This window comes from Brevibacillus sp., from assembly GCF_003521185.1.
In the GTDB taxonomy this organism is placed as follows: Bacteria; Bacillota; Bacilli; order Brevibacillales; family Brevibacillaceae; genus Brevibacillus; species Brevibacillus parabrevis.
Map to the genome: position 1 here is coordinate 17,498 of NZ_DOTK01000030.1, position 20,215 is coordinate 37,712.

General features: G+C 54.1%; 19 protein-coding genes. 12 read left to right on the forward strand and 7 right to left on the reverse strand.

The window, feature by feature from the left end; all coding sequences use genetic code 11:
- Positions 1-62 precede the first annotated feature (62 nt).
- The 6 genes from DEP07_RS07290 to DEP07_RS07315 are packed head-to-tail and all read right to left on the reverse strand — an operon-like array spanning position 63 to position 1,997.
- The gene (locus tag DEP07_RS07290; RefSeq protein WP_063230417.1) at positions 63-278 is read right to left on the reverse strand and encodes a spore germination protein; all 216 of its coding nucleotides are present in this window, start codon (positions 276-278) and stop codon (positions 63-65) included.
- A gap of 3 nt (positions 279-281) precedes the next feature.
- Positions 282-674: a spore germination protein GerPE gene (locus DEP07_RS07295; protein ID WP_122965028.1), complete on the reverse strand. Its 393-nt coding sequence runs from the start codon at positions 672-674 to the stop codon at positions 282-284.
- 14 nt (positions 675-688) lie between these two features.
- Positions 689-874 carry a spore gernimation protein gene (locus DEP07_RS07300; RefSeq protein ID WP_122965029.1) on the reverse strand — a complete coding sequence of 62 codons (186 nt, stop codon included), beginning with the start codon at positions 872-874 and terminating at the stop codon, positions 689-691.
- Between the two features lies 1 nt (position 875).
- Positions 876-1,490 carry a spore germination protein GerPC gene (locus DEP07_RS07305; protein WP_122965030.1) on the reverse strand — a complete coding sequence of 205 codons (615 nt, stop codon included), beginning with the start codon at positions 1,488-1,490 and terminating at the stop codon, positions 876-878.
- A 34-nt stretch (positions 1,491-1,524) separates the two neighbouring features.
- Complete coding sequence (locus DEP07_RS07310; RefSeq protein ID WP_173597046.1) at positions 1,525-1,749, reverse strand: spore germination protein GerPB; 225 nt, start codon at positions 1,747-1,749, stop codon at positions 1,525-1,527.
- Positions 1,746-1,997 carry a spore germination protein gene (locus DEP07_RS07315; protein WP_063230422.1) on the reverse strand — a complete coding sequence of 84 codons (252 nt, stop codon included), beginning with the start codon at positions 1,995-1,997 and terminating at the stop codon, positions 1,746-1,748. The genes DEP07_RS07310 and DEP07_RS07315 overlap by 4 nt, the downstream gene beginning before the upstream one ends.
- Before the next feature lie 168 nt (positions 1,998-2,165).
- Here DEP07_RS07315 and DEP07_RS07320 point away from each other — a divergent pair, with 168 nt between their 5' ends.
- The gene (locus tag DEP07_RS07320) at positions 2,166-2,372 is read left to right on the forward strand and encodes a hypothetical protein (RefSeq protein ID WP_122965031.1); all 207 of its coding nucleotides are present in this window, start codon (positions 2,166-2,168) and stop codon (positions 2,370-2,372) included.
- A gap of 9 nt (positions 2,373-2,381) precedes the next feature.
- On the opposite strand, the gene shc is transcribed toward DEP07_RS07320, so the two are convergent.
- Positions 2,382-4,283 (reverse strand): squalene--hopene cyclase, encoded by a 1,902-nt coding sequence (gene shc / locus DEP07_RS07325; protein WP_287102311.1) that lies wholly within the window; start codon positions 4,281-4,283, stop codon positions 2,382-2,384.
- A gap of 50 nt (positions 4,284-4,333) precedes the next feature.
- Here shc and DEP07_RS07330 point away from each other — a divergent pair, with 50 nt between their 5' ends.
- The 11 genes from DEP07_RS07330 to DEP07_RS07380 all read left to right on the forward strand — a co-directional run bounded on the left by DEP07_RS07330 (position 4,334) and on the right by DEP07_RS07380 (position 20,144).
- On the forward strand, positions 4,334-5,485 hold the full coding sequence (locus tag DEP07_RS07330; protein ID WP_287102312.1) for a DUF2515 family protein: 1,152 nt from the start codon (positions 4,334-4,336) through the stop codon (positions 5,483-5,485).
- Between the two features lie 39 nt (positions 5,486-5,524).
- The gene (locus DEP07_RS07335) at positions 5,525-7,705 is read left to right on the forward strand and encodes a DNA topoisomerase III (protein WP_122965033.1); all 2,181 of its coding nucleotides are present in this window, start codon (positions 5,525-5,527) and stop codon (positions 7,703-7,705) included.
- 112 nt (positions 7,706-7,817) lie between these two features.
- Complete coding sequence (locus DEP07_RS07340) at positions 7,818-8,483, forward strand: PspA/IM30 family protein (protein ID WP_122965034.1); 666 nt, start codon at positions 7,818-7,820, stop codon at positions 8,481-8,483.
- A 119-nt stretch (positions 8,484-8,602) separates the two neighbouring features.
- Positions 8,603-9,007 (forward strand): DUF350 domain-containing protein, encoded by a 405-nt coding sequence (locus tag DEP07_RS07345; RefSeq protein WP_063230428.1) that lies wholly within the window; start codon positions 8,603-8,605, stop codon positions 9,005-9,007.
- 26 nt (positions 9,008-9,033) lie between these two features.
- Positions 9,034-9,540 carry a DUF4178 domain-containing protein gene (locus tag DEP07_RS07350; RefSeq protein WP_063230429.1) on the forward strand — a complete coding sequence of 169 codons (507 nt, stop codon included), beginning with the start codon at positions 9,034-9,036 and terminating at the stop codon, positions 9,538-9,540.
- A gap of 12 nt (positions 9,541-9,552) precedes the next feature.
- Positions 9,553-10,329 carry a DUF4247 domain-containing protein gene (locus tag DEP07_RS07355; protein ID WP_122965035.1) on the forward strand — a complete coding sequence of 259 codons (777 nt, stop codon included), beginning with the start codon at positions 9,553-9,555 and terminating at the stop codon, positions 10,327-10,329.
- A gap of 426 nt (positions 10,330-10,755) precedes the next feature.
- Positions 10,756-11,400, forward strand: a complete 645-nt coding sequence (locus DEP07_RS07360; RefSeq protein WP_122965037.1) for a DUF4912 domain-containing protein — start codon at positions 10,756-10,758, stop codon at positions 11,398-11,400.
- A gap of 14 nt (positions 11,401-11,414) precedes the next feature.
- Positions 11,415-14,267: a 1,4-alpha-glucan branching protein domain-containing protein gene (locus tag DEP07_RS07365; RefSeq protein WP_287102313.1), complete on the forward strand. Its 2,853-nt coding sequence runs from the start codon at positions 11,415-11,417 to the stop codon at positions 14,265-14,267.
- A gap of 49 nt (positions 14,268-14,316) precedes the next feature.
- Positions 14,317-16,692, forward strand: a complete 2,376-nt coding sequence (locus DEP07_RS07370; RefSeq protein ID WP_217021504.1) for a sugar phosphate nucleotidyltransferase — start codon at positions 14,317-14,319, stop codon at positions 16,690-16,692.
- A 45-nt stretch (positions 16,693-16,737) separates the two neighbouring features.
- Positions 16,738-18,699 carry a glycoside hydrolase family 15 protein gene (locus DEP07_RS07375; protein ID WP_173597052.1) on the forward strand — a complete coding sequence of 654 codons (1,962 nt, stop codon included), beginning with the start codon at positions 16,738-16,740 and terminating at the stop codon, positions 18,697-18,699.
- Between the two features lie 11 nt (positions 18,700-18,710).
- Positions 18,711-20,144 carry a phosphoglucomutase/phosphomannomutase family protein gene (locus tag DEP07_RS07380; protein ID WP_280648433.1) on the forward strand — a complete coding sequence of 478 codons (1,434 nt, stop codon included), beginning with the start codon at positions 18,711-18,713 and terminating at the stop codon, positions 20,142-20,144.
- Positions 20,145-20,215: the final 71 nt, after the last annotated feature.

Consider the following 20,215-nt stretch of genomic DNA (forward strand, 5'->3'; position numbering starts at 1 on the left):
AAAGGAGGCATGTCCGCCTGCGGGCAAAAACAGTGCTAATGAAAGCCATTAACACTGTTCGTTCATATATTCCCTACCAGCGGCTGATCGACAATGCTCGGATCAAGCGTATTGGTTGCATTGGCGCCGTTGATCGTATTGACGACATTGCCCGTATTGCCGCCCCCAGAGCCGGAAAAGGTTTTCGTTGCGCTTTTCGGGGAGATGTTCAAGGTATCCCCGAAGTTGACAGTTCCCGAGTTGCTGTTGATATTGACAGCTCCCACCACGGAAGGCACTGGTTAATCCCCTCTCTTCGGCTTTGGTTCGTCGCGAAGCAAATGCCGGATATTTTTCACGCGTGTTTCCAGGGTCAGGCATTCGGTGGAACCGATATGGATCACGGAAGATGCCGCAGCGAACGGCACGTCGACTTTTCGCACGCGCAGATGTGTGCAGTCGTGAAACGTATCGATGCATATCGGCTCCTCGGGGCAAGGAGCTGCTAACGGAACGCTGAACACATCGTAATCGGCAAAAGGCAGTTCATTTTTGAAAAAAATCGCTTTTTCCCGTTGAATCGCCAAAATATTGGCTTGGGTATGCACTTGCCTGGAATCGCCAAGTTGCAAAACAGAGGAAGAATCGATGGAGATGCTGCTCAACTTTTTGACGTGGCTTGTTCTTCGGTACAACAGCTGTCGCCTCCTTATGGCGGAGTGAGCGCGGTATCAACCGGGACCGCTCCAATGATCATCGATTCTGGCGGAGTTTCATAAATGGACAGCAGTTTGACCGTTGTTGTATCTCCAATGAACAAGGATGCAGAGGATGACAAGGCATCAATCGAAAGCTTGCCGACGCAGACGGCACCATTTATCACCTGGTAGATCATATCAGGGTTCGTTCACCTCGCGAGGCAGATTTTTGACGAAGCTCTCACACGTTTTTTCGATATCCCGCTTGACCTTCTGGACTATTTTTGGCACCAAGGCGTCGATTTGTTCCGGCTCCAGGTCATCGGCGGGAAGCTGATTGACGTAATAGCGGATGCGCTGATCAATTTGCTTTTTGATATCGTCCAATATAAAAGCCCGGTAGTCGTCATTGAGCGGGTATCCGCACTCTTCTTCGATTCGTTCCAGCACGTGATAGGCGTCCGACTCCAGGTAGCGGTATATTTCTTTTTGCACGCGGTCAAACAGCGGCGAGTTTTTTTGCTCGCCAGACGGCACATTCATCGTCTGATTGATGGAAAGCTCGCCGATTCCCGAATCGTTGCCTTTCGGGTTGAGACCGATATTGAGCGTTCCTTCTAGCCGTTCCACCTTCAACAGATCAAACTTGTACTCGTTTTTGATTACAGAAGGAACCTGTTTCTCTTTCAAGTCTTTGATATCTTGCTGCAATTCTTCTATCATTTGCTTCATTTTCTCGATTTTTTTGTTCTGTGTTTGTATATAGTCATGTAACTGTTGCAAATACTGCATCACTTCGGAACCGATGTACATGACGATCATCCTTCTTCATCAAACATAAAGCTGGTCAGCGTGAAGGCTCAACCAATGGGACAAGCGGAATAAATTCTGCCGAAGACGTCTCGGGCAACGGTCCGGCTGCGGGGGCCGGCTCCGTGAATCCGCCTGTGTTGTAAAGCTGGGATAGCGGCTTGATGATGCCGGCACTGCCGATTTGACAAACCGATGAGTTGGTTATGCCATCAATCTTCAAATTGTGGATGACGATGTTTTGATGAATAAAAAAATTCATGGAAAATCCCGTCCCTCTGCCGCAGAATCGCTCGTATCCTCCACGAAGATGGGAAGTTCGTTGCTGGTCGTTTCGTTCACGTAGACTACGCTGCGCGGAATCTTGAACGAAAGATTGGTGCCAGAGTTGAACGAGCCTCCTCCTGCAAAGGTTTTGGAGTAGCTGACAGGGGAAATTCTCCGGACGTCTCCGACATTGAAGACGCCGCTTATGCTGTTTACATTGATGACCCCAACAATGGCTGGCATCTTCGACACATCCTTTTTACGAAAGAGCCTTTCTGTATTGTATGTGGGAGGGCACTGGGTGTTCATACCTGTTTTTGGGTTCGCGGTCCGCGCTGGGCAGTGCAGGCATACAATACAAAATCCCGCATAGAGCAAAAGTGCGATGAAGGAAAAAGGAGAACGAGCAGAATGAACATGAAAGTCCACAATAAAAAGATTGCGCTTGGAGACATCAAAGTAGGGGGCGTGCAGCAGTCATCGCTTGTTTTGATCGGAGATGCGGACGTGATCAGTTGCACATCGGTTTTTGACACGCCAAAAGACTCGCTCATCTACAGCAAAGAGGTGCCGATTCGACCGACGACACCACCAGCACCAACAAGACGAGGCCAATGACAGCCTCGCCTAACGGGATGAACCATATTTGTGCTCGAAGTGGCCAAGAGCGAGCAACGGCCAGATGAAGCGATAGCTGTGATAGGCAAAATACGTGCCGCCAGGCCGTCCGCCTCCTGTCGGATACGAGACAGACCAGCTCGTCGCCTGACTTTGCCGGGATAAAAAGTCGATCCCTCGCAAAATCGGGGGCGTAGGCTCAGGGGAGACGGCGATGAGAGCATCGAGCGCCCAGGCTGTTTGGGAAGGCGTGCTTGCGCCGAGAGGGACGTATGTTTTTTTCTCGTCGCTGTGGCATGATTCGCCCCAGCCCCCGTCAGCGTTTTGCGTGCCGAGCAGCCAGGCGACAGCCTTTTGGACCGCAGGGTGAGTGGACGTTACACCGACTGCGGCAAGTCCGGTAATCGCCGCCCATGTTCCGTACACATAGGCAATCCCCCAGCGACCGTACCACGACCCGTCCGCTTCCTGGTGGGTGAGCAGCCAGCGAACGGCTTTTTGCACAGGGGCGTCGCTTTCCTTGTACCCGGCGTATCGACCGAGAAACTCCAATGTTCTTCCGGTCAAATCAGCAGAGGAAGGATCGGTGCTGACCGTATCTGACCCCTCAATCGGCAAGTTGCGGATCAGGGCGGAGTCTGTATTTTTCTCAAAGGCAGGCCAGCCGCCATCGTCGTTTTGCATGGACAAAATCCAGTCGAGTCCGCGCTTCCAGGCGGCGGCTGTCGTTTTGTCCAGCCGCGATTGGGCGCGTAATGCCCGCAAAGCGGCTGTCGTATCGTCGATGTCGGGGTTCAGCGTGTTGAAGTCGGAAAAACCCCAGCCTCCCGGGTGTCCTGCCGGATTGCGAATTTTCCAGTCGCCGTACGTATGCTGCTGTTTCGCAAGCAAGTAGCGGTTGGCTGACGCGATAGCAGGGTGATTGGCGGACAGGCCGCTTTGCTGGAGAGCGTGTGCCAGGAGGGAAGTATCCCAGACGGCGGAAGTCGCCAGTTGCAGGTGAGAGCCTTCCGGCGTTTGGCATACGCTGTCGCGCAGCCCGACGACCGCTTTCGCGATGTGCGGATCGCGGGGAGAATAGCCGCGGGCAAGCAGGGCAAAGACCATGAAAAAGGTGGAGGTGGAGTAGTTGTACAGCGTTCCGTCGGCTTCCACGCGAGCCAACATAAACTGCTCCAGTCTGCGCAGCGATAGCTCGTGCAGCAAGCCGGGCAGCAAAGGCAGGCGCATGACATGCTCGTGGATCGAAGCAAGGAAAGGCTGGCCGCCACGGGCAAAACGATCCAGCAAGCGGTGCGGATAAAGGCCGGGAGAGATCGGAGACGTCACGTACAAATCAGACAAATCGGGCGTGTCCGCCGTTCCTTTGGCAAACTTGCGGTCGGCAACAATCATCATCGGGGCGAGATGCACGCGGGCATATCCGACAAAATCGTAAAAGCTGACAGGCGAGGAAGGGGGCAGCAAGGCAATTTCTACAGGCACGAGAAAATGAGCGGGCCACTTGTACTGTCCGGTCAGGGCAGCGGCAAATTTGGTCAGCAAATTGGCTTCGGTCAGTCCGCCTTTGGCGCGAATGAACTCGCGAGCGGGAACCAGGCGAGGATCATTTTTTTGGTAGCGGCGCGAGAACAGCAGGGCGTAGTAACAGTCCAGCGTCGTCGACAAATTCCCTTCCGCTTCGTCCGGATACAGCTTCCAGGCGCCATTTTCCTGCTGGAGAGCGGCAATGCGGGTCGCAAGTCCATCGATCAATCGCTCATCATCAATTCCGAGCGTGCGCAATAGGATGATCATGTGAGCGTCAGTCGTCGGGGAGCTTTCCAGACAGAAGCGCCAGGAGCCATCCTGTTTTTGCTGGCTGAGGAGCAGAGACTGAATGCGGTTGATTTCTTGCCGTACTTGCAGCAATGACAAACACCTCCATCACACATGCTTTTGCCAGAGGGGAGGGACGAATGATGGGCCGGACATGGCAAACGTACGCGACTCTGTGGCCGCTTGCACGCGAGCTTGGAAAAGGAAAGCGAGCGAGTCAGGCTGCCGATCCCCTCATAAAAAAAGACCAGGACACGGTCACGGACATTCGCAGCAAAACAAAGGAAAGCAACGGCGACAATCTGGACAGGACGAGCGCCTATTTGGCTTTTTTTCGCCGGCATCCCGAAGTCCATTGGACACTTTTGGCGCATCTCGTTTCGCGCAATGCCGGATGGAGCATGACAGATTTGCGCGGCGAACTGCTGCCCAGGCTGCTTTCCAAAAAAGAACAGCACGATTACTTTTCTTTTTTGGAGCGGGGCAACTGGCTTATTTTTCAAGATGCCTACCCTCAATTATTACTGTATGAGGAGAGCGCCAAGCGCCAGACCAATCTTTTTCACCTCCTGCCCCAATTCGGCGTCTCCCGCTTCATGCAAGCGCTCTGGAACCACTTTTGGGAGAAAGGCGACAGCAAGCTGCTCACCATTGGGCTGATTGTGAACGAGCAAAACTATTTGGAGACGCAGATGATGGGGGATGCGACGTACCGCCATAGCGTGGTCAAAACGTGGCCTTTTGCCTTGCAGGAAGTGCTTCGGCTCAACTTGATCTTGTTTCCGTACGAAGCGGAGGGACGGTCAAACGCTCCGTTGCGGCTGCTCGGCGATCAAGTGCTTCAGTTTGCCTCGCTGGTTGAACGGATCGAGTTGGGCAAACGACTGTACAGCCTTTTGTATCGCGACACGAAAATCAGAGAGGGAGTAGAGAAGTGGGCAGAGCACAAGCCACATTCCGGCTCCCGCAAAGATTTTTGGCCGCACCTGTTCCACGATTTGCGCGAGACGGTGCCAGGGAAGCCGTATCAAAAAACGGTGCGCAGGTGCGCGCTTTTGCCTGGCGCCAAGCGACTCTACTCTCCTGCGCTGCGCCAGGCATGGCAACGGGTACAGCACGAAGCGCCAAAGGACATAGACTGGTACGAAGGCAGCAAAGGCGTCATGCGGCAACTGGCATTCGCCGCAGCAGATACACCGCCTGTTTTGGCCGATGCAGAAGGCGTCTATTGCCAGTCGATTGAAAAAATCGAGCTGGCTGTGCTGGCAAAAGGGAAAATCTTTGGCCCGATGTAGTAGAATAGAGACAGATTGAACACAGGGAGAAGAGCATGCATGAAAGTCGTCATAGCAGAAAAACCGGACCAGGCCATGAAGCTTGCCAGTCCTTTTGCCCATAGAAAACAACAAGGCTTCGTTGAAGTGCACCCGAATCGGATGTTTCCGAAAGGAGCCTTTTTTACTTGGGCGGTCGGGCATATTTGTGAACTGGTGCCGCCGGAAGCCTACAACCCGGCGTGGAAAAAGTGGTCGCTTGCCACACTGCCTTTAGTGCCGCAATCGTTTCAGCACCAGGTGATGAAGTCAAAAGCGAAGCAGTTTGGCATCATCAAACAGCTGTTGAAGCGTTCAGACGTGACCGAAATCATCCATGCGGGCGACGCCGGGCGCGAAGGGGAGCTGATTGTCCGCACGATTGTCGAGATGTGCAAAGTGCGCAAACCGATGAAGCGGCTGTGGATTTCCTCCCTGACGGAGAAAGCCGTAACCGCAGGCTTCGCGGCCTTGCTTGAGGAGACAGAGACGCGCAATCTGTACCATGAGGCGTACAGCCGCTCTTGTGCGGATTGGCTGGTAGGCATGAATGCATCGCGCGTCTATACGTTGTTGTTGCAGCAAAGAGGGATCAAAGACGTCTTTTCGGCGGGACGGGTCCAGACGCCAACGCTCGCACTGGTGGTCAAGCGGGAAAAAGAAATCGCGGCGTTCAAGCCGGAGCCTTTCTGGGAAGTCAAGGCGACGTTTGCCATCGGCAAGAAGCGCTACGAAGGCGTCTGGCACAAAGAAGACGGGGAGTCGCGCATCCTCGATCCGCAGTTGGCAGAGCGGATTGCCGCTTTTTGCCGGGACAAGCCAAGCGAGGTTAGCGAGGTGGAAACCGAGCGCAAAGAATTTTTGCCGCCTTATTTGTTCAATCTGTCCTCGTTACAGGCGACGGCGAATAAAATGTTCAAGTATTCGCCGCAAAAAACGTTGGAGATTGCGCAAAAGCTGTACGTGAAGGGGCTTTTATCCTATCCGCGCTCCGACTCGTCTTTTGTCACCCAGGAGGAGGCGAAGACGTTTCCCGACATTTTGAACAAACTGTCGAAGCAGCCGGAGTACCAGCCACACTTTCCTTTGGCGAAAGCATCCATCGCCTCGGACAAACGGTACGTCAACCAAAAAAAGGTGACCGATCACTATGCGATCATCCCAACCGAGCAAGTGCCGACCGTTTCCAGGCTGAGCGACGAGGAGCGAAAAATTTACGACCTGGTGGCAAGACGCCTCATTGCCGCGCATCAGGAAAGCGCCTTGTTTGACTATACGACGGTGAACACGCTGGTCGACGGCCGCGCCGTTTTCATCAGCAAAGGCAAGGTGCAAATCAGGGCTGGCTGGCGCGAAGTGTTGTTTGATGAGGAAAAGGATGACAAGGAAGCTGTGCTGCCTCCGCTTGCCAAAGGCGAGACAGGAAAAGTGCACAAAGTAGAAGCCAAAGAAAGCAAGACCCAGCCGCCCAAACGCTACACGGAAGGCCAACTGATCACGCTGATGAAGACAGCCGGGAAGCACCTCGACAATCAGGAGCTGGAAAAGGTGCTGATGAAGACAGAAGGCTTGGGGACAGAGGCGACCAGAGCTGGGATCATCAACATGCTCAAGGAACGCAAGTATATTGAAGTCCGCAAAAACCAGGTGTTCGCAACGCAAAAAGGGACGCTGCTCATCGACGTCATCGGCGACAAAATTCTCGCTTCCCCGGAAATGACAGCCAGATGGGAGCAGCGCCTTCAGGAAATCGGGCAGGGCGATGCTTCCGCGCAAGTTTTCATGGAACAGGTGCGCAAGCTCTCGCACAAGATCGTCGAGGATGCCGTCGAGCAGTCCCGCGAATGGAAGCTGGAAGCGTACGACGTCGAAGCATTGCCCACATCCAAGCAGGCGTCCAAGTTTTCCATCGGCTCGAAAGTGGCTGCTTGCCGGGCGTGTGGCGGCGATCTCGTAGACAAGGGAGAGTTTTACGGGTGCGCCAACTATAAAAAGTCCCAGTGTACCGTCACCATTTCCAAGACGATCATGGGGAAAAAAATTACTCCGGCTGCGGCCAAAAAGCTGATGGAAACAGGCAAGACCAATCTGATCAAAGGCTTTGTCAAAGGGAAAGAGCGCTTCGACGCATACTTGCAGTGGGATGAAGCGGACAAAAAGGCGAAAGTCAGCATGCCAGCCTTGGCGGAAAAAAATGCATAGAAGAAAAAGACATCATTTTGAAACTTGCTTGCGTAAGTAACGTAGATACATGTATAGAGGGTTCGGCAAATGTGGGCCGAATTACCCAGCACGTATTGAGGGAGGAAATCACATGTCCATTTTTAAAAGACTTCGCGATCTGACTATGTCCAATCTTTATGCCTTGATTGAAAAAGCGGAAGATCCAATTAAAATGACCGATCAATATTTGCGCGATATGCAAGAGGATTTGAGTGAAGCGGAAAAAGCGGTTGCTGCCCAAATCGCTCTGGAGAAAAAGTTCAAGGTGCTGTACGAAGAGCAGGAAGCGCTGGTGAAAAAGCGCGAAGAGCAAGCGCACGTGGCCGCTCAGGCGAAAAACATCGATCTGGCCCGCCGCGCTCTCGAAGAAAAGAAAGCCGCCGAGCAAAAAATGGCTGAGTACAAAGAGGCTTACGAGAAAAACAAGCTGGCTGCGGACGGGCTGCGCGACAAGCTGGCTGAAATGAAGAAACAGATTACCGATCTGAAAAACAAGCGCGAAACACTCGTGGCTCGCGTCAATGCTGCCAAAGCGCAAAAAACGATCAACCAGACGATGGCTGGATTCGACAGCAACTCTGCGATGGCAGGGCTGAAACGGATGGAAGAAAAAGCGTTGCAGATGGAGGCGGAAGCGGAAGCAAGCGGCGAGCTGTACAAAAAACAAAGCTCGCTCGACGACGAAATCGCGAAACTCTCCAAAGACCAGCAGGTGGAAGACGAACTGGCAGCGCTCATGAAAAAATACGAGGGGTAAACCGCTTCGGCGGAGCCCCTTTTTCCTTGAAAGGTTGAATGAGAAAGCACAGGCTTCGCCACGAAAAAAGCTGGCGAAGCCGCACTTTCTACTATCTTAGTTGCTGCGGGGGGATAGACGTGTCGTGGACACAATTGCTCGGAATGCTCGTGTGGACCGGAGCAGGCGGTATTTTGCTGTTTGTATTGATGTGGATTGACACGCTTTTTACGAAGTACAAGGATATGGCTGAAATCAAAAACGGGAACGTGGCCGTGACGACCCGGTTTGTCATGAAGCTGTTTGCGCAAGGTTATATTTTATCGCAATCGATCATGAACTCGAATGAATTGTGGAACGCCCTGTTGGCATCTGTGGTCTCATTTATTATTTTGCTCTTGTTGCAAAAAATCGCGGAAATTTTGTTGAAAAGCTTTGCCGGACTTGATCTGGAGCGTGGAACCCAGCAAGGAAAAGTCGCACACGCCATGGTGGCGGGATCATTCCACCTGGTCGGCGCCTTGATTCTGGGCGCACTGGTCTAAACCGGGCAAGGAAGGAGTAGGACCAGATGAGTTTGTTCAAGCGCATTCAAAATATATTTGCCAAGCATGAACCGCCTGCCCCGGAAAAGAGCATTTTGACGGTAGGGCCTGGCGACGTGGTGGAAGTCTCGCTCGTCACCTACCAGGTAACGGGAAAGTCGACCAATGCGAGCCGCAATGCGACGATGCTGACTTTGCAGGATGGAACGACCATCCGCTATTTATACATCGAAGAACGCGAAAAAACGGTTTACCAGCTGTACACGGTCATCGACGGCAGACTGGACTCCGTAGATGAGGTGCCTACGACAATCGAAATGGACGATGTGACCTATCATCTGGAAGAACAGTACAACGGCAGAGTGCTCGTCGTCGGAAAAGCTCCGTTCCATACTTCCGGTGATCAGTACATCTGGCAGTTCCAATCGGACGGCCGCGAGCTTTTGCGGATCGAATGGCAGGACGGCAGATTCATGCTGTACGAGGGAGAGTCGGTTTTACCTGCGGATGTCCAGGTACTTCGCGGAACGTAAGGAGGAGTGAGCATGCCGAACCGTTGGATGAAATCGATCAAGCTCCTGCTGATTCCGGCGGTGCTCCTGCTTTTGCTGGCTGGCTGCGGAAGCCCCGGAATTGGCGAGAGCTACCCGCTTGAATCCGTCTCCACGAAGGACAAAGGGCAGACATCGCGCATTTATCGCGCCGAAAACAAGACGGTGCCGGAGGTAGCGCAGGAGCTTGCTGACCAAAAGCAGCCGGACGAGATTTCCAAAGAAGACGACCAACACATGTTTCTCGTCTATCCGGATGAGCTGTATCATGTGCAGCAAGATCAGGCGAAGCCGTCCGATACGCTGATTGAGGTCGACACGAAGGAGTACGTTCGGGAAAACTACGATTCATCCTTTTTGCAAGGATACATTTTGGCGAGTGTTCTCGACGATTTGTTCGATGGACACAAGAAAAGCTACAAAGGCAGCTACCGGGGCTACTCAAGCAAAGAGATTTACAAGCCCTCCGGCAGCTATCACGTCCCGAGCGAGGCAGAGAAAAAGGTTGCCCCGCCGATTACCAAAGAAGGAACGGGCAGCATCTTCAAGCGCAGCGACAGCAAAAAGAAAAGTGACAGCTCAGTCGGTCAGGATGGCAACCTGTTTAAAAAGCAGGACTCATCCTCTAGCGGAAGCAAAGGCAAAATTACCCGCTCCTCCGACGGCTCGTCTGTTTCCTCGAAGAGCTCCTCGATTTTTTCCAAGCCGAAAAGCAAATCACCGCCGCGAACAAAAGCAGGAAGCTCGGGGCGCATTACCAAACGCAGATAATCGTCACCCAAAACCCGCTGAGATGGCGGGTTTTTTTATGTTTGGCTCAGCGGACAGCGAAGTTTGCGGGAGATGCGCTGCTTGCGATCGACAAAACGGTCACGCCCGGTTCCGTTTTGTAATGAATTTTTCATAAAGCAAAGTATGGAAGCCCTTTGTCATTTGTAAGATGTAAAGTACGCGAAAAACAGCGGGAGAAAAGCGGAGCAACATTCGACTGATGAAAGCGATTACCAAAGCGGCTTTCTCGACTTTTGTTTGGCAATGACGAAAATATGATTGTTTATCGACAAAAGAAGAAGAGATGTGCATGCATCATTCGACAGTCTTTGTTAGCGGCATTCGCTATGATGACATTGTACATATACAAAGACGACAGACAAGTGGATAGCGGAAGGGAAACTTGGCGGAAAGGAGCGCATCACGATGCTGGAAAAAATTCTTGAATTGCGTGCACAATCCAAATCCATCGCACAAATTGCCCAAGAATGCGGCTTAACCATAGGCCAGGTGAAATATCGTTTGCAAAAAGACAGAGCGAAGGTGGAGAGTGTATCGGCAGAGAATCGACAGATGTCATCGCTGGCATCCCGACGAGAAGAAAATTGGCAACTGCCAGCTTTTTACGGACGCGATATCGTCAAGGTGATGGCGCAAAGTCCGACCGTGCTGTTTGTGTACTGGGAAATTACATGGCCGAGGATGAGGATGGTGGCATCGTATCTACAGGCAGACTTCCGGCAGATTCAAAAAGGGCTGCGCTTGTACGACGTGACAGAGCGGCTGTTTGATGGTCAAAATGCCCATTCTGTCCGGGATATTTACGTCTGCGAGGACGCGCATTCCTGGTATGTGAACGATGTGCTGCCAGGGCGCACGTACTTAATCGACTTCGGTCTATTTGAGCATGGCCGCTTTTGTCCGATACTGCGCTCGGATGTGGTCGTGACTCCTCGAAATACAAAAGCTGCCTGGGGCGAACCATTGGTGGAGCCAGCGTCTGATCGCTCTGCGCCTGCGTGGTTCGAAAACTTTTCCTCGTATTCACTCTACTCCAAAACATCCAAATAAGTGAGGTGTCAACTGTGCACAACGGTTATCTCTCCCTTGTGTTGCACGCTCATATGCCTTATGTACGACACGGGGACCGGGACGATCGCCTGGAAGAGCGCTGGATGTACGAAGCGATGCTGGAATGCTACATCCCGTTGCTCATGGTCTTCGACAAGCTCCTCTCGGACAAAATCGACTTTCGCATGACAATGGTGCTGTCCCCGACTTTGCTGTCCATGCTGGATGACGAGCTGATCGCGACACGGTTTCGCGCCTATCTCGCCAAAACAGTAGAGCTTGCAGGCAAAGAAGTAAAACATACGGCAAACAACCCGGCTGAACAGCGTATCGCCAAGATGTACCTGGAAAAGTTTCGTACTATCGCTTTATTTTGCAGCAAGCTCGATTATCGGCTGATAGAAGGCTTTAAACGTCTGGCAGACAGCGGCTGCCTGGAGCTGATCACATGCGCGGCGACACACGCTTTTCTGCCATATGTGGAGACAGAGGAAGCGATTTTGGCACAGCTGCGTACGGGCATGGACACGCACGAACGCATTTTGGGCAGGCGACCGCGAGGAATTTGGCTGCCGGAATGCGGCTATACGCCAGGGGTAGATCGGTTGCTCCGAGAGGTGGGGCTGCAATACTTTTTTGTCGATTCCCATACGATCGAACACGCGACACCACAGCCGCGCAGAGGCTTGCTTGCTCCGCTCGGCACGATGCACGGGGTGGTGGCTTTCGCCAGAGACGATGTCGCATCCCAGCAGGTGTGGAGCACTTTTGACGGCTATCCGGGCGATTATGATTACCGGGAATATTATCGGGATATCGGGTTTGACCGGGACATGGACTATATCGAGCCGTACATTCATCCCGCCGGAATCCGTATACATACCGGGTTGAAATACCACCGGATTACCGGACGAGACGTGGAAAAGCAGCTGTACGAACCTGACTGGGCACGGGAAAAGGCAGCCTCTCACGCGGGGCATTTCCTCTATCACCGCGAACGGCAAATCGAAGAGGCAGTTGCCTGGATGGACCGCAAGCCGCTCGTTGTCGCGACGTATGATGCTGAACTGTTTGGACACTGGTGGTACGAGGGTCCGCAATTTCTCGACTACTTGCTGCGCAAGACGGCATGCGATTCCCAGATTGTGAAGCTGATCACCCCGTCCGAATACTTGGACGAATATCAGGAACAAGACCTGGGGCATTTGCCGATGTCGACCTGGGGACGCAACGGCTACGGAGAAGTCTGGCTGAATGAAAAAAACGGCTGGCTGTATCGGCATCTGCATCAGGCGGAGCGCGATTTGATCGAGGTCGTGACGGCTTTTTACGAGCATAAGGGCCAGGAGCAAGAGCGTGACCAGCTTGCGAGCCGCGCCTTGAAACAGGCGGGCCGAGAGCTGATGCTTGCGCAAAGCAGCGACTGGGCGTTTATCATGGATGGTCAAACCGTTGTCGAATACGCTGTGCGTCGCACCCATGATCACCTCGCCAATATGCGGGAGCTGCTTGCGATGGTGCGCGAAGACCGAATGGATACAGAGAGATTGACACAGCTGGAGACTGCCTTCCCGATCTTTCCCCACATAGATGAGACGTACTATTTGCCAAAAGAGGCGCATAGAGTGAACGTATCGCATCAACTGGTAGCGGCCAGCAAAGGCGCGGAACCTGCGGGAGTTGTCCTGATGCTCGCCTGGGAATTTCCGCCGAACGTGGTAGGCGGACTGGGTCGTGCCGTCTACGATCTCGCCCGTCATCTGGTTCGCCAAGGTGTTGCCGTGCACGTCCTGACCCGGGCATCGGACTGGAGCGTGGCGGAGGAAGTCATGGATGGTGTCCATGTACACCGTTTGCCTACGTACATTCCGGTAGAGCAGGAAGATTTCCTGTCATGGGTGTTCCAGCTCAATCTGGCGATGTCAGACGCGACGGAACAGCTTTGGAAAAACGGCGTCAGACCGGACGTGATTCACGCTCATGACTGGCTGGTCGGCTGGGCCGCCATGGAAATCAAGGAACGCTATTCGCTGCCGCTGGTCAGTACGATCCATGCTTTGGAGCACGGGCGGCATCAAGGGATTCATACGCCTTTGCAAGAGCGGATTCACAATAGCGAGCGCACTCTTGCGCACGCTTCGGATCGAGTCATTGTTTGCAGCCACTACATGGCGAATGAAGTGCAGCGTTTGTTCGACATTCCGCGAGCCAAACTGCGGGTGATTCACAACGGCGTCGATTTGGCGCAGCCGCCAGCATTCGATCAAAATCGATTGCGCGAAGAGCTGTCGATTGGCGACGGGCCGATCCTGTTTTTTGTCGGGCGTCTGGTCCAGGAAAAAGGGGTTCACCTTTTGCTGGAAGCGATGGCCAGGTTGCGCTACGACTTTGGTCATATGACGCTGCTCATCGCGGGCAAAGGACCGATGCAGGGGCAGTGGCAACAGCGGGCGGAAGAGATGGGGATTGCCGAGCGCGTGAAGTTCCTGGGCTTTGTCGATGATGCACGTCGAGATCAGCTGTTTTTGCTTGCTGATATCGCGGTCTTTCCCAGTTTGTATGAGCCATTTGGCATTGTGGCCCTGGAAGCGATGGCTTTGGGCGTGCCGATTTTGGCAGCGGACACGGGCGGACTGCGTGAAATCGTCAGACATGGGGAGAACGGAGCGACGATGTACGCCGGAAATCCGGAATCGCTCACCGATCAGCTGCGCTGGCTGCTGCAAGATCCGAAAAAGCGGCGGCAGATGGCGCAGACGGCGCAACATGACGTTTTGCAACATTACAACTGGACGTCTTTGGCGATCCAGACGATGGAGGAATACCGATTGCTCGGCGTTGCTTGCCTGGCCTTATCGGAGAAATAGACACTGACAGCGCATGATCGCAACGATGATGAAGGAGGAAGGAAAAAAGATGAAGGCAGTAATTATGGCTGGTGGTAAAGGTACGCGTCTACGTCCGTTAACGTCCCAAACTCCAAAACCAATGGTGCCACTCTTGAACCGGCCTTGCATGGAGTACACGATCGATCTGTTGAAGAAGCACGGAATTACAGAGATTGCCGTCACGCTCCAATACTTGCCTGATGTCATCCGCGATACGTTTGGTGATGGTTCGCGCTACGGTGTTTCTCTCGTGTACTTTGAAGAAACGACGCCGCTCGGAACAGCGGGCAGTGTGAAAAACTGCGCCGATTTTCTCGACGAACGGTTCATCGTCATCAGCGGGGATACGTTGACCGATATGGATCTGTCAGCAGCGATCCGTTTTCATGAGCAAAAAGAAGCGCTGGCTACGCTCATCTTGACCCGGGTGGAGACGCCGCTGGAATTTGGCGTGGTCATGACGGATGAACAGGGCCGGATCAATCGTTTTCTGGAAAAACCAAGCTGGGCAGAAGTGTTCAGCGATACCGTCAACACAGGGATGTACGTCTGCGAACCGGAAGTGCTTTCTTATATAGAAGAAGACAAAGAAGTCGACTTCAGCAAAGAAATTTTCCCCTTTTTCCTCCAGGAACAAAAACCGCTGTACGGCTATGAGGCGAGCGGCTACTGGTCGGATATCGGCTCGCTTGAAGTATACCGCCAGGCACAGTTTGATCTGCTGGATGGCCGTGTGAATCTGGAAATCAAAGCCCAGGAAATCGCCCCGCGCATCTACCTGGAAAATCACGTTCGCGTCGACTCTTCGGTACGTCTGGAAGGGCCGGTTTATATAAGTGAAAATGTACACTTGCAAGCGGGAGTAGCTGTGGGGCCTTATACGGTCCTGGGCAGCAACACGGTCGTTTCTTCCGGCAGCAAGCTTTCCCGCGCGATCTTCTGGGAAAATAGCGTGATCGGGAAAAAGACGGAAATTACCGGAACGACCCTTTGCAAAAATGTCCGACTCGCCGATTGCGTGCAAGCAGGCGAGGGAGCCGTCATCGGAGACAATTGCCAGATCGGAGCGAAATCAGTCGTGAAGGCAGGCGTCAAAATTTGGCCGGACAGAGAAGTGGGGGAAAGCGCAACGGTCACGACCTCGCTCATTTACGGCATGAAACAGACGAAAAACTTGTTCGGAAACAACGGGATCAAAGGGCTCGCCAACGTGGACATCACGCCGGAGTTTGTCACCCGGCTGGCTGCGGCGTACGCCTATTTGCAAAAGTCCGGCAGCAAAATTGCCCTTTCCGCGTGCTCGCATCCTTTTGCGCAGCTGCTCAAGCACAGCATCATGACGAGCTTGTGCTCCTCCGGCATTGATACGGTGGATTTTGGCGTCGGCAACTCTCCGCTCATCCGCTATGGTGTGCGCTCCCTCGGTTGCGTCGGCGGCATCCACGTGTTCATGAACGAAGCCTTAGACGAAAAAGAGATCGTCATCCAGTTCATCGACCAGACAGGACTGCCCATCACGCGTGATATGGAGCGGAAAATTGAAAATGCCTACTGGCAGGAAACGTACGTGCGCAACTTGCATCATTTGGGCGAGCTGCATGTCGAGCATCAAGTCCAGGAGGCGTACTTGCTGACTATGGCCCAGCAGCTGGATATGACGGCGATCCAGCGCCAGCGTTTTCACTTGCTGATCGACAGCGAAACCCGCTTTTTCCCCACGTTCCTCGCCCCGCTGTTCCACGAGCTGGGAGTGACGGTGACGTATGGCGCGATTCAGGATGGCATCAGCAAAAAGAAAGCCGATCTGGGGATTCGGCTGGATAAGAACGGCGAAGCGCTGGCCCTGTTTACAGAGGAAGGCGCGAAGCTCTCCGCTGAACAGCTTCTGGCGTTGCAGCTTTTGGCATGCAGCGGCCGACATCAACGCATCGGTCTTCCTGTCAGTGCCCCGATGGAGCTGGAACATCTGGCGCAGCTTTTGCAGATCGAGGTCATCCGAACGAAGGTGACGCCGCGCTCCATGATGGAAGTGGCGGCGGAGGATCACTTCCATCCTTTGTTCGATGCCGTGTACAGTCTCATGAGCATCCTGTCCTATCTCGCCCAGGAGGAAAAGCCGCTTAGCCTGCTGCTTGAGCTGTTGCCTGCGTGCCACATGGAGCGGAAAACGGTGTTTTGCCCGTGGGGTGCGAAAGGCAAAGTGATGCGAAAAGTGCTGGAAGAGAACAAAGGCAAGCTGCTGGAGCTTGTGGACGGAATCAAAGTGTATGACACGAATGGCTGGGTACTGATTTTGCCCGACTCCGAGGATTCGCATGTCAAAGTCATTTCGCAGGGAGCGACAGCAGAGACAGCGGCAACACTCGCCTCGTCCTATGCGAGACGAATTGCGGAGTATCAGTGAGGATAAAGGGAATCGACAGCCTGAGTACGGGAAGGATGTGAAGGCATGCCGAGACCGCTCGTCGTCGGGAACGGAAGACTTTTGATCAATTTTGACGACAAGCTGCACATGCGCGATCTGTACTATCCGTATGTGGGCCAATTAAATCACGTCGGCGGACACTTCAGCAAGCTGGGAATATGGGTGCAGGGGCGCTTTTCCTGGCTCGATGAAGACGGCTGGACACGAAAGCTGGGCTACGACCGGGAATCGCTCGTCACAGATGTTCACGCTCATCATGAGCATCTGGCGGTTTCCTTGCAGATCGCAGACGGGGTGCACCAGCGCGATCCGATTTATTTGAAAAAAGTGTGCGTTCGCAATCATGCCAATGAAGTGCGCGAGTTCCGGCTGTTTTTCAATCACGATTTCAGCCTGAACGAGACGGAGGTAGGGGACACCGCGGTGTATGATCCCCGCCTCGGCACTGTGTATCACTACAAACGCAATGTGTACATGATGGCAAACGGAGTCACCCCGGAAGGCGGAATCAACCAGTACAGCGTCGGGATCAAGCGGTTCAACTACGCAGAAGGAACATGGCGAGACGCAGAAGACGGCCTGCTCGCGGGAAATCCGATTGCGCAAGGCTCTGTGGACAGCACGATCTCGTTTCGGATGGTGTTGCAGCCGCACGAGGAAAAAACGATGTACTACTGGCTGTGCGTCGGCGAATCGTACGACGCGGTGCGGACGCTGAATCAGTACGTGCTGGACAATGACCCGGACCGGCTGCTTGGTCGCGTCGCCGTCTACTGGAGACGTTGGGTCAACAAGGAGGAGCGCGACTTCGCCGACCTGCCCCAGGAGATCGTCCATCTGTACAAGACCAGCTTGCTTCTGGTGCGGACGCAGATCGACCAGAACGGAGCGATTTTGGCGGCAAATGATTCCGACATCCTCCAGTTCAATCGCGACCACTACAGCTACATGTGGCCGCGAGACGGTGCCCTGATTGCCAGCGCGATGGCGAAAGCGGGGTATACGGGAGCAGTCGCTCCGTTTTTCCGCTTTTGCGCCGAGGCACTCAATGAGGAAGGGTACTTGCAGCACAAGTACAACCCGGATGGCTCTGTCGGCTCCAGTTGGCATCCATACGTGGTCGACGGGGAAATCCAGTTGCCGATTCAGGAGGATGAAACAGCCCTCGTTCTGTACGCGCTCTGGGAGCAGTACAAGAGCGGCAAGCAGATTGAAGACTGCCAGGCGCTGTATCCGACGCTGGTTCGTCCCGCTGCCCGCTTTTTGCTGGAGTACGTCCATCCTGCGTTGCAGTTGCCCAAGCCAAGCTATGATTTGTGGGAGGAGCGCCGCGGCATCTTCACGTTCACCAGTGCCACGGTGTACGCCGGGCTGATGGCGGCGGCGCGGTTTGCCCAACTGTTCGGAGATGACCGCCGACACAAGCGTTACGAGGACGGGGCGAAAAGCATCCGCGCTGCGATGGAAAAGCATTTGTACGATCCGGGAATCGGACGGTTTTTGCGGGGAATTTACGTGCGGCCCGACGGTGGCGTGGAAAAAGATTTCACTGTGGAGAGCAGCTTGCACGCCCTGTTTGCCCTCGATGTATTCCCTGTAGACGATCCGCGCGTGCAGCGCACGATGGAGGCTGTGAAAAAGAGTCTGCGCGTCGATACAGAGGTAGGCGGCTTCGCCCGCTATCAGGGAGACTACTATTTCAAAAAGTCGCACGATGTTGCCAAAGTGCCGGGCAATCCGTGGATCATCTGCACGCTATGGGTAGCTGACTGGGAGATCGCCAAGGCAAAATCGCTCGACGAATTGCAGGAACCGAAAAACAGGCTCGCCTGGGTCGTGCGTCACGCGCTGCAAAGCGGCGTGCTGTCCGAGCAGCTTGACCCGTATTCGGGTGCCCCCGTATCGGTTGCGCCTTTGACCTGGTCGCACGCTACGTTCGTAGCTACTGTTCTGCGCTATTTGGAAAAAGTGAATGAGTTGCGCTAACGAGGGGAGAGATGGAGATGACGGCAATCCGTTTCGGTACAGACGGCTGGCGCGACATCGTGGCGGACGGCTTTACGATGGCCAATGTCCGCATCGTCGCACAAGCAATCGCCAGCTACACAAAAGAAGTCGGCCAGCAGGAGCAGCCGATTTTGATCGGATATGACACGCGCTTTCTCGGGAGACGGTTTGCGGAGGAGATCGCCAGTGTGCTCGCAGCGAACCGGATTCGTTCTTATTTGGTGAACGAGGCGGCTCCTACGCCAGCGGTCGCCTTCGGAGTCAAGCATTTTGCGGCCAGCGGGGCGATCATGGTCACCGCCAGCCACAACCCGCCTGAGTACAACGGGATCAAATACATTCCCGAATACGCCGGTCCAGCCACACCGGAGATCACGGCGAGGCTGGAAGCGTGGATCAGCGAGATCGCGTCTTCCGGTCAACCAGTGCAGACAGTCGCTTTGTCAGATGCCGCGCGCGACAGGCTGCTGCAAGTAATTGTGCTGCGTCCTCACTACGAGGCCCATCTGCGGCGCATGGTCAACATGGATGTGTTGCGCAACTCCGCCCTGCATGTCGTCGTGGACGCGATGCACGGCGCAGGAATGGGCTACGTCAGCTCGCTGCTTGCGGAAGCCGGAGTCAAAACGGTGGGAATCCGGGAAACGCCGGACGCCGCTTTTGGCGGAGATTTGCCGGAGCCAAACGACAAGCACCTTGGCCTGTTGAAAAAAGAAGTGCTGGAGCGCAAAGCGTCACTCGGGCTGGCGAATGACGGTGACGCTGACCGCTTCGGAGTCGTCGACCGTTTTGGCACCTACATACCGCCTAACGATGTGCTTGTTCTTTTGACCCATCATCTGGTGAAAAACAGGAAGCTGACCGGGCGGATCGTGCGAACAGTTGCGACCACGCACCTGTTGGATCACATGGCCGAGCACTACGGGCTGGAGCTGGTAGAGACTCCTGTCGGCTTTAAATACATCGGAGAGCAAATGCGCCAAGGCGACGTCCTGATCGGGGGAGAAGAAAGCGGGGGAGCCAGCGTCCTCGGCCATATCCCGGAAAAAGATGGCGTCCTGATCAATCTGTTGCTCACCGAGATGGTCGCTTTTGAAAACAAGGAAATCGACCAGATTTTGCGCGATGTGTACGATGAGTTCGGCGAGCTGTTCCATACGCGCCTCGACATGCGCCTGGCGGAAAAAGAAAAGTGGATTCAGCAGATGGTCACTACGCCGCCGCAGCGGATCGGGCCATACGCGGTGCAAGGCATCAACCGGATGGACGGGATCAAGCTGCTGCTTGAGGAAGGGCACTGGGTACTGATTCGTCCTTCGGGCACGGAGCCGCTGGTGCGGATATACTGCGAGGCGACGAATGCGACAGCGCTTGCCAAGCTTCAGGAAGCGATCCGCGACTGGTTTTCGGAAATTAATGTATAAAAAAGAACAAGAAAAGAGCGGAAGAACGGACGCCCAACAGCGCCGTTCTTTCTTTTGGTGCGCCCAGCATG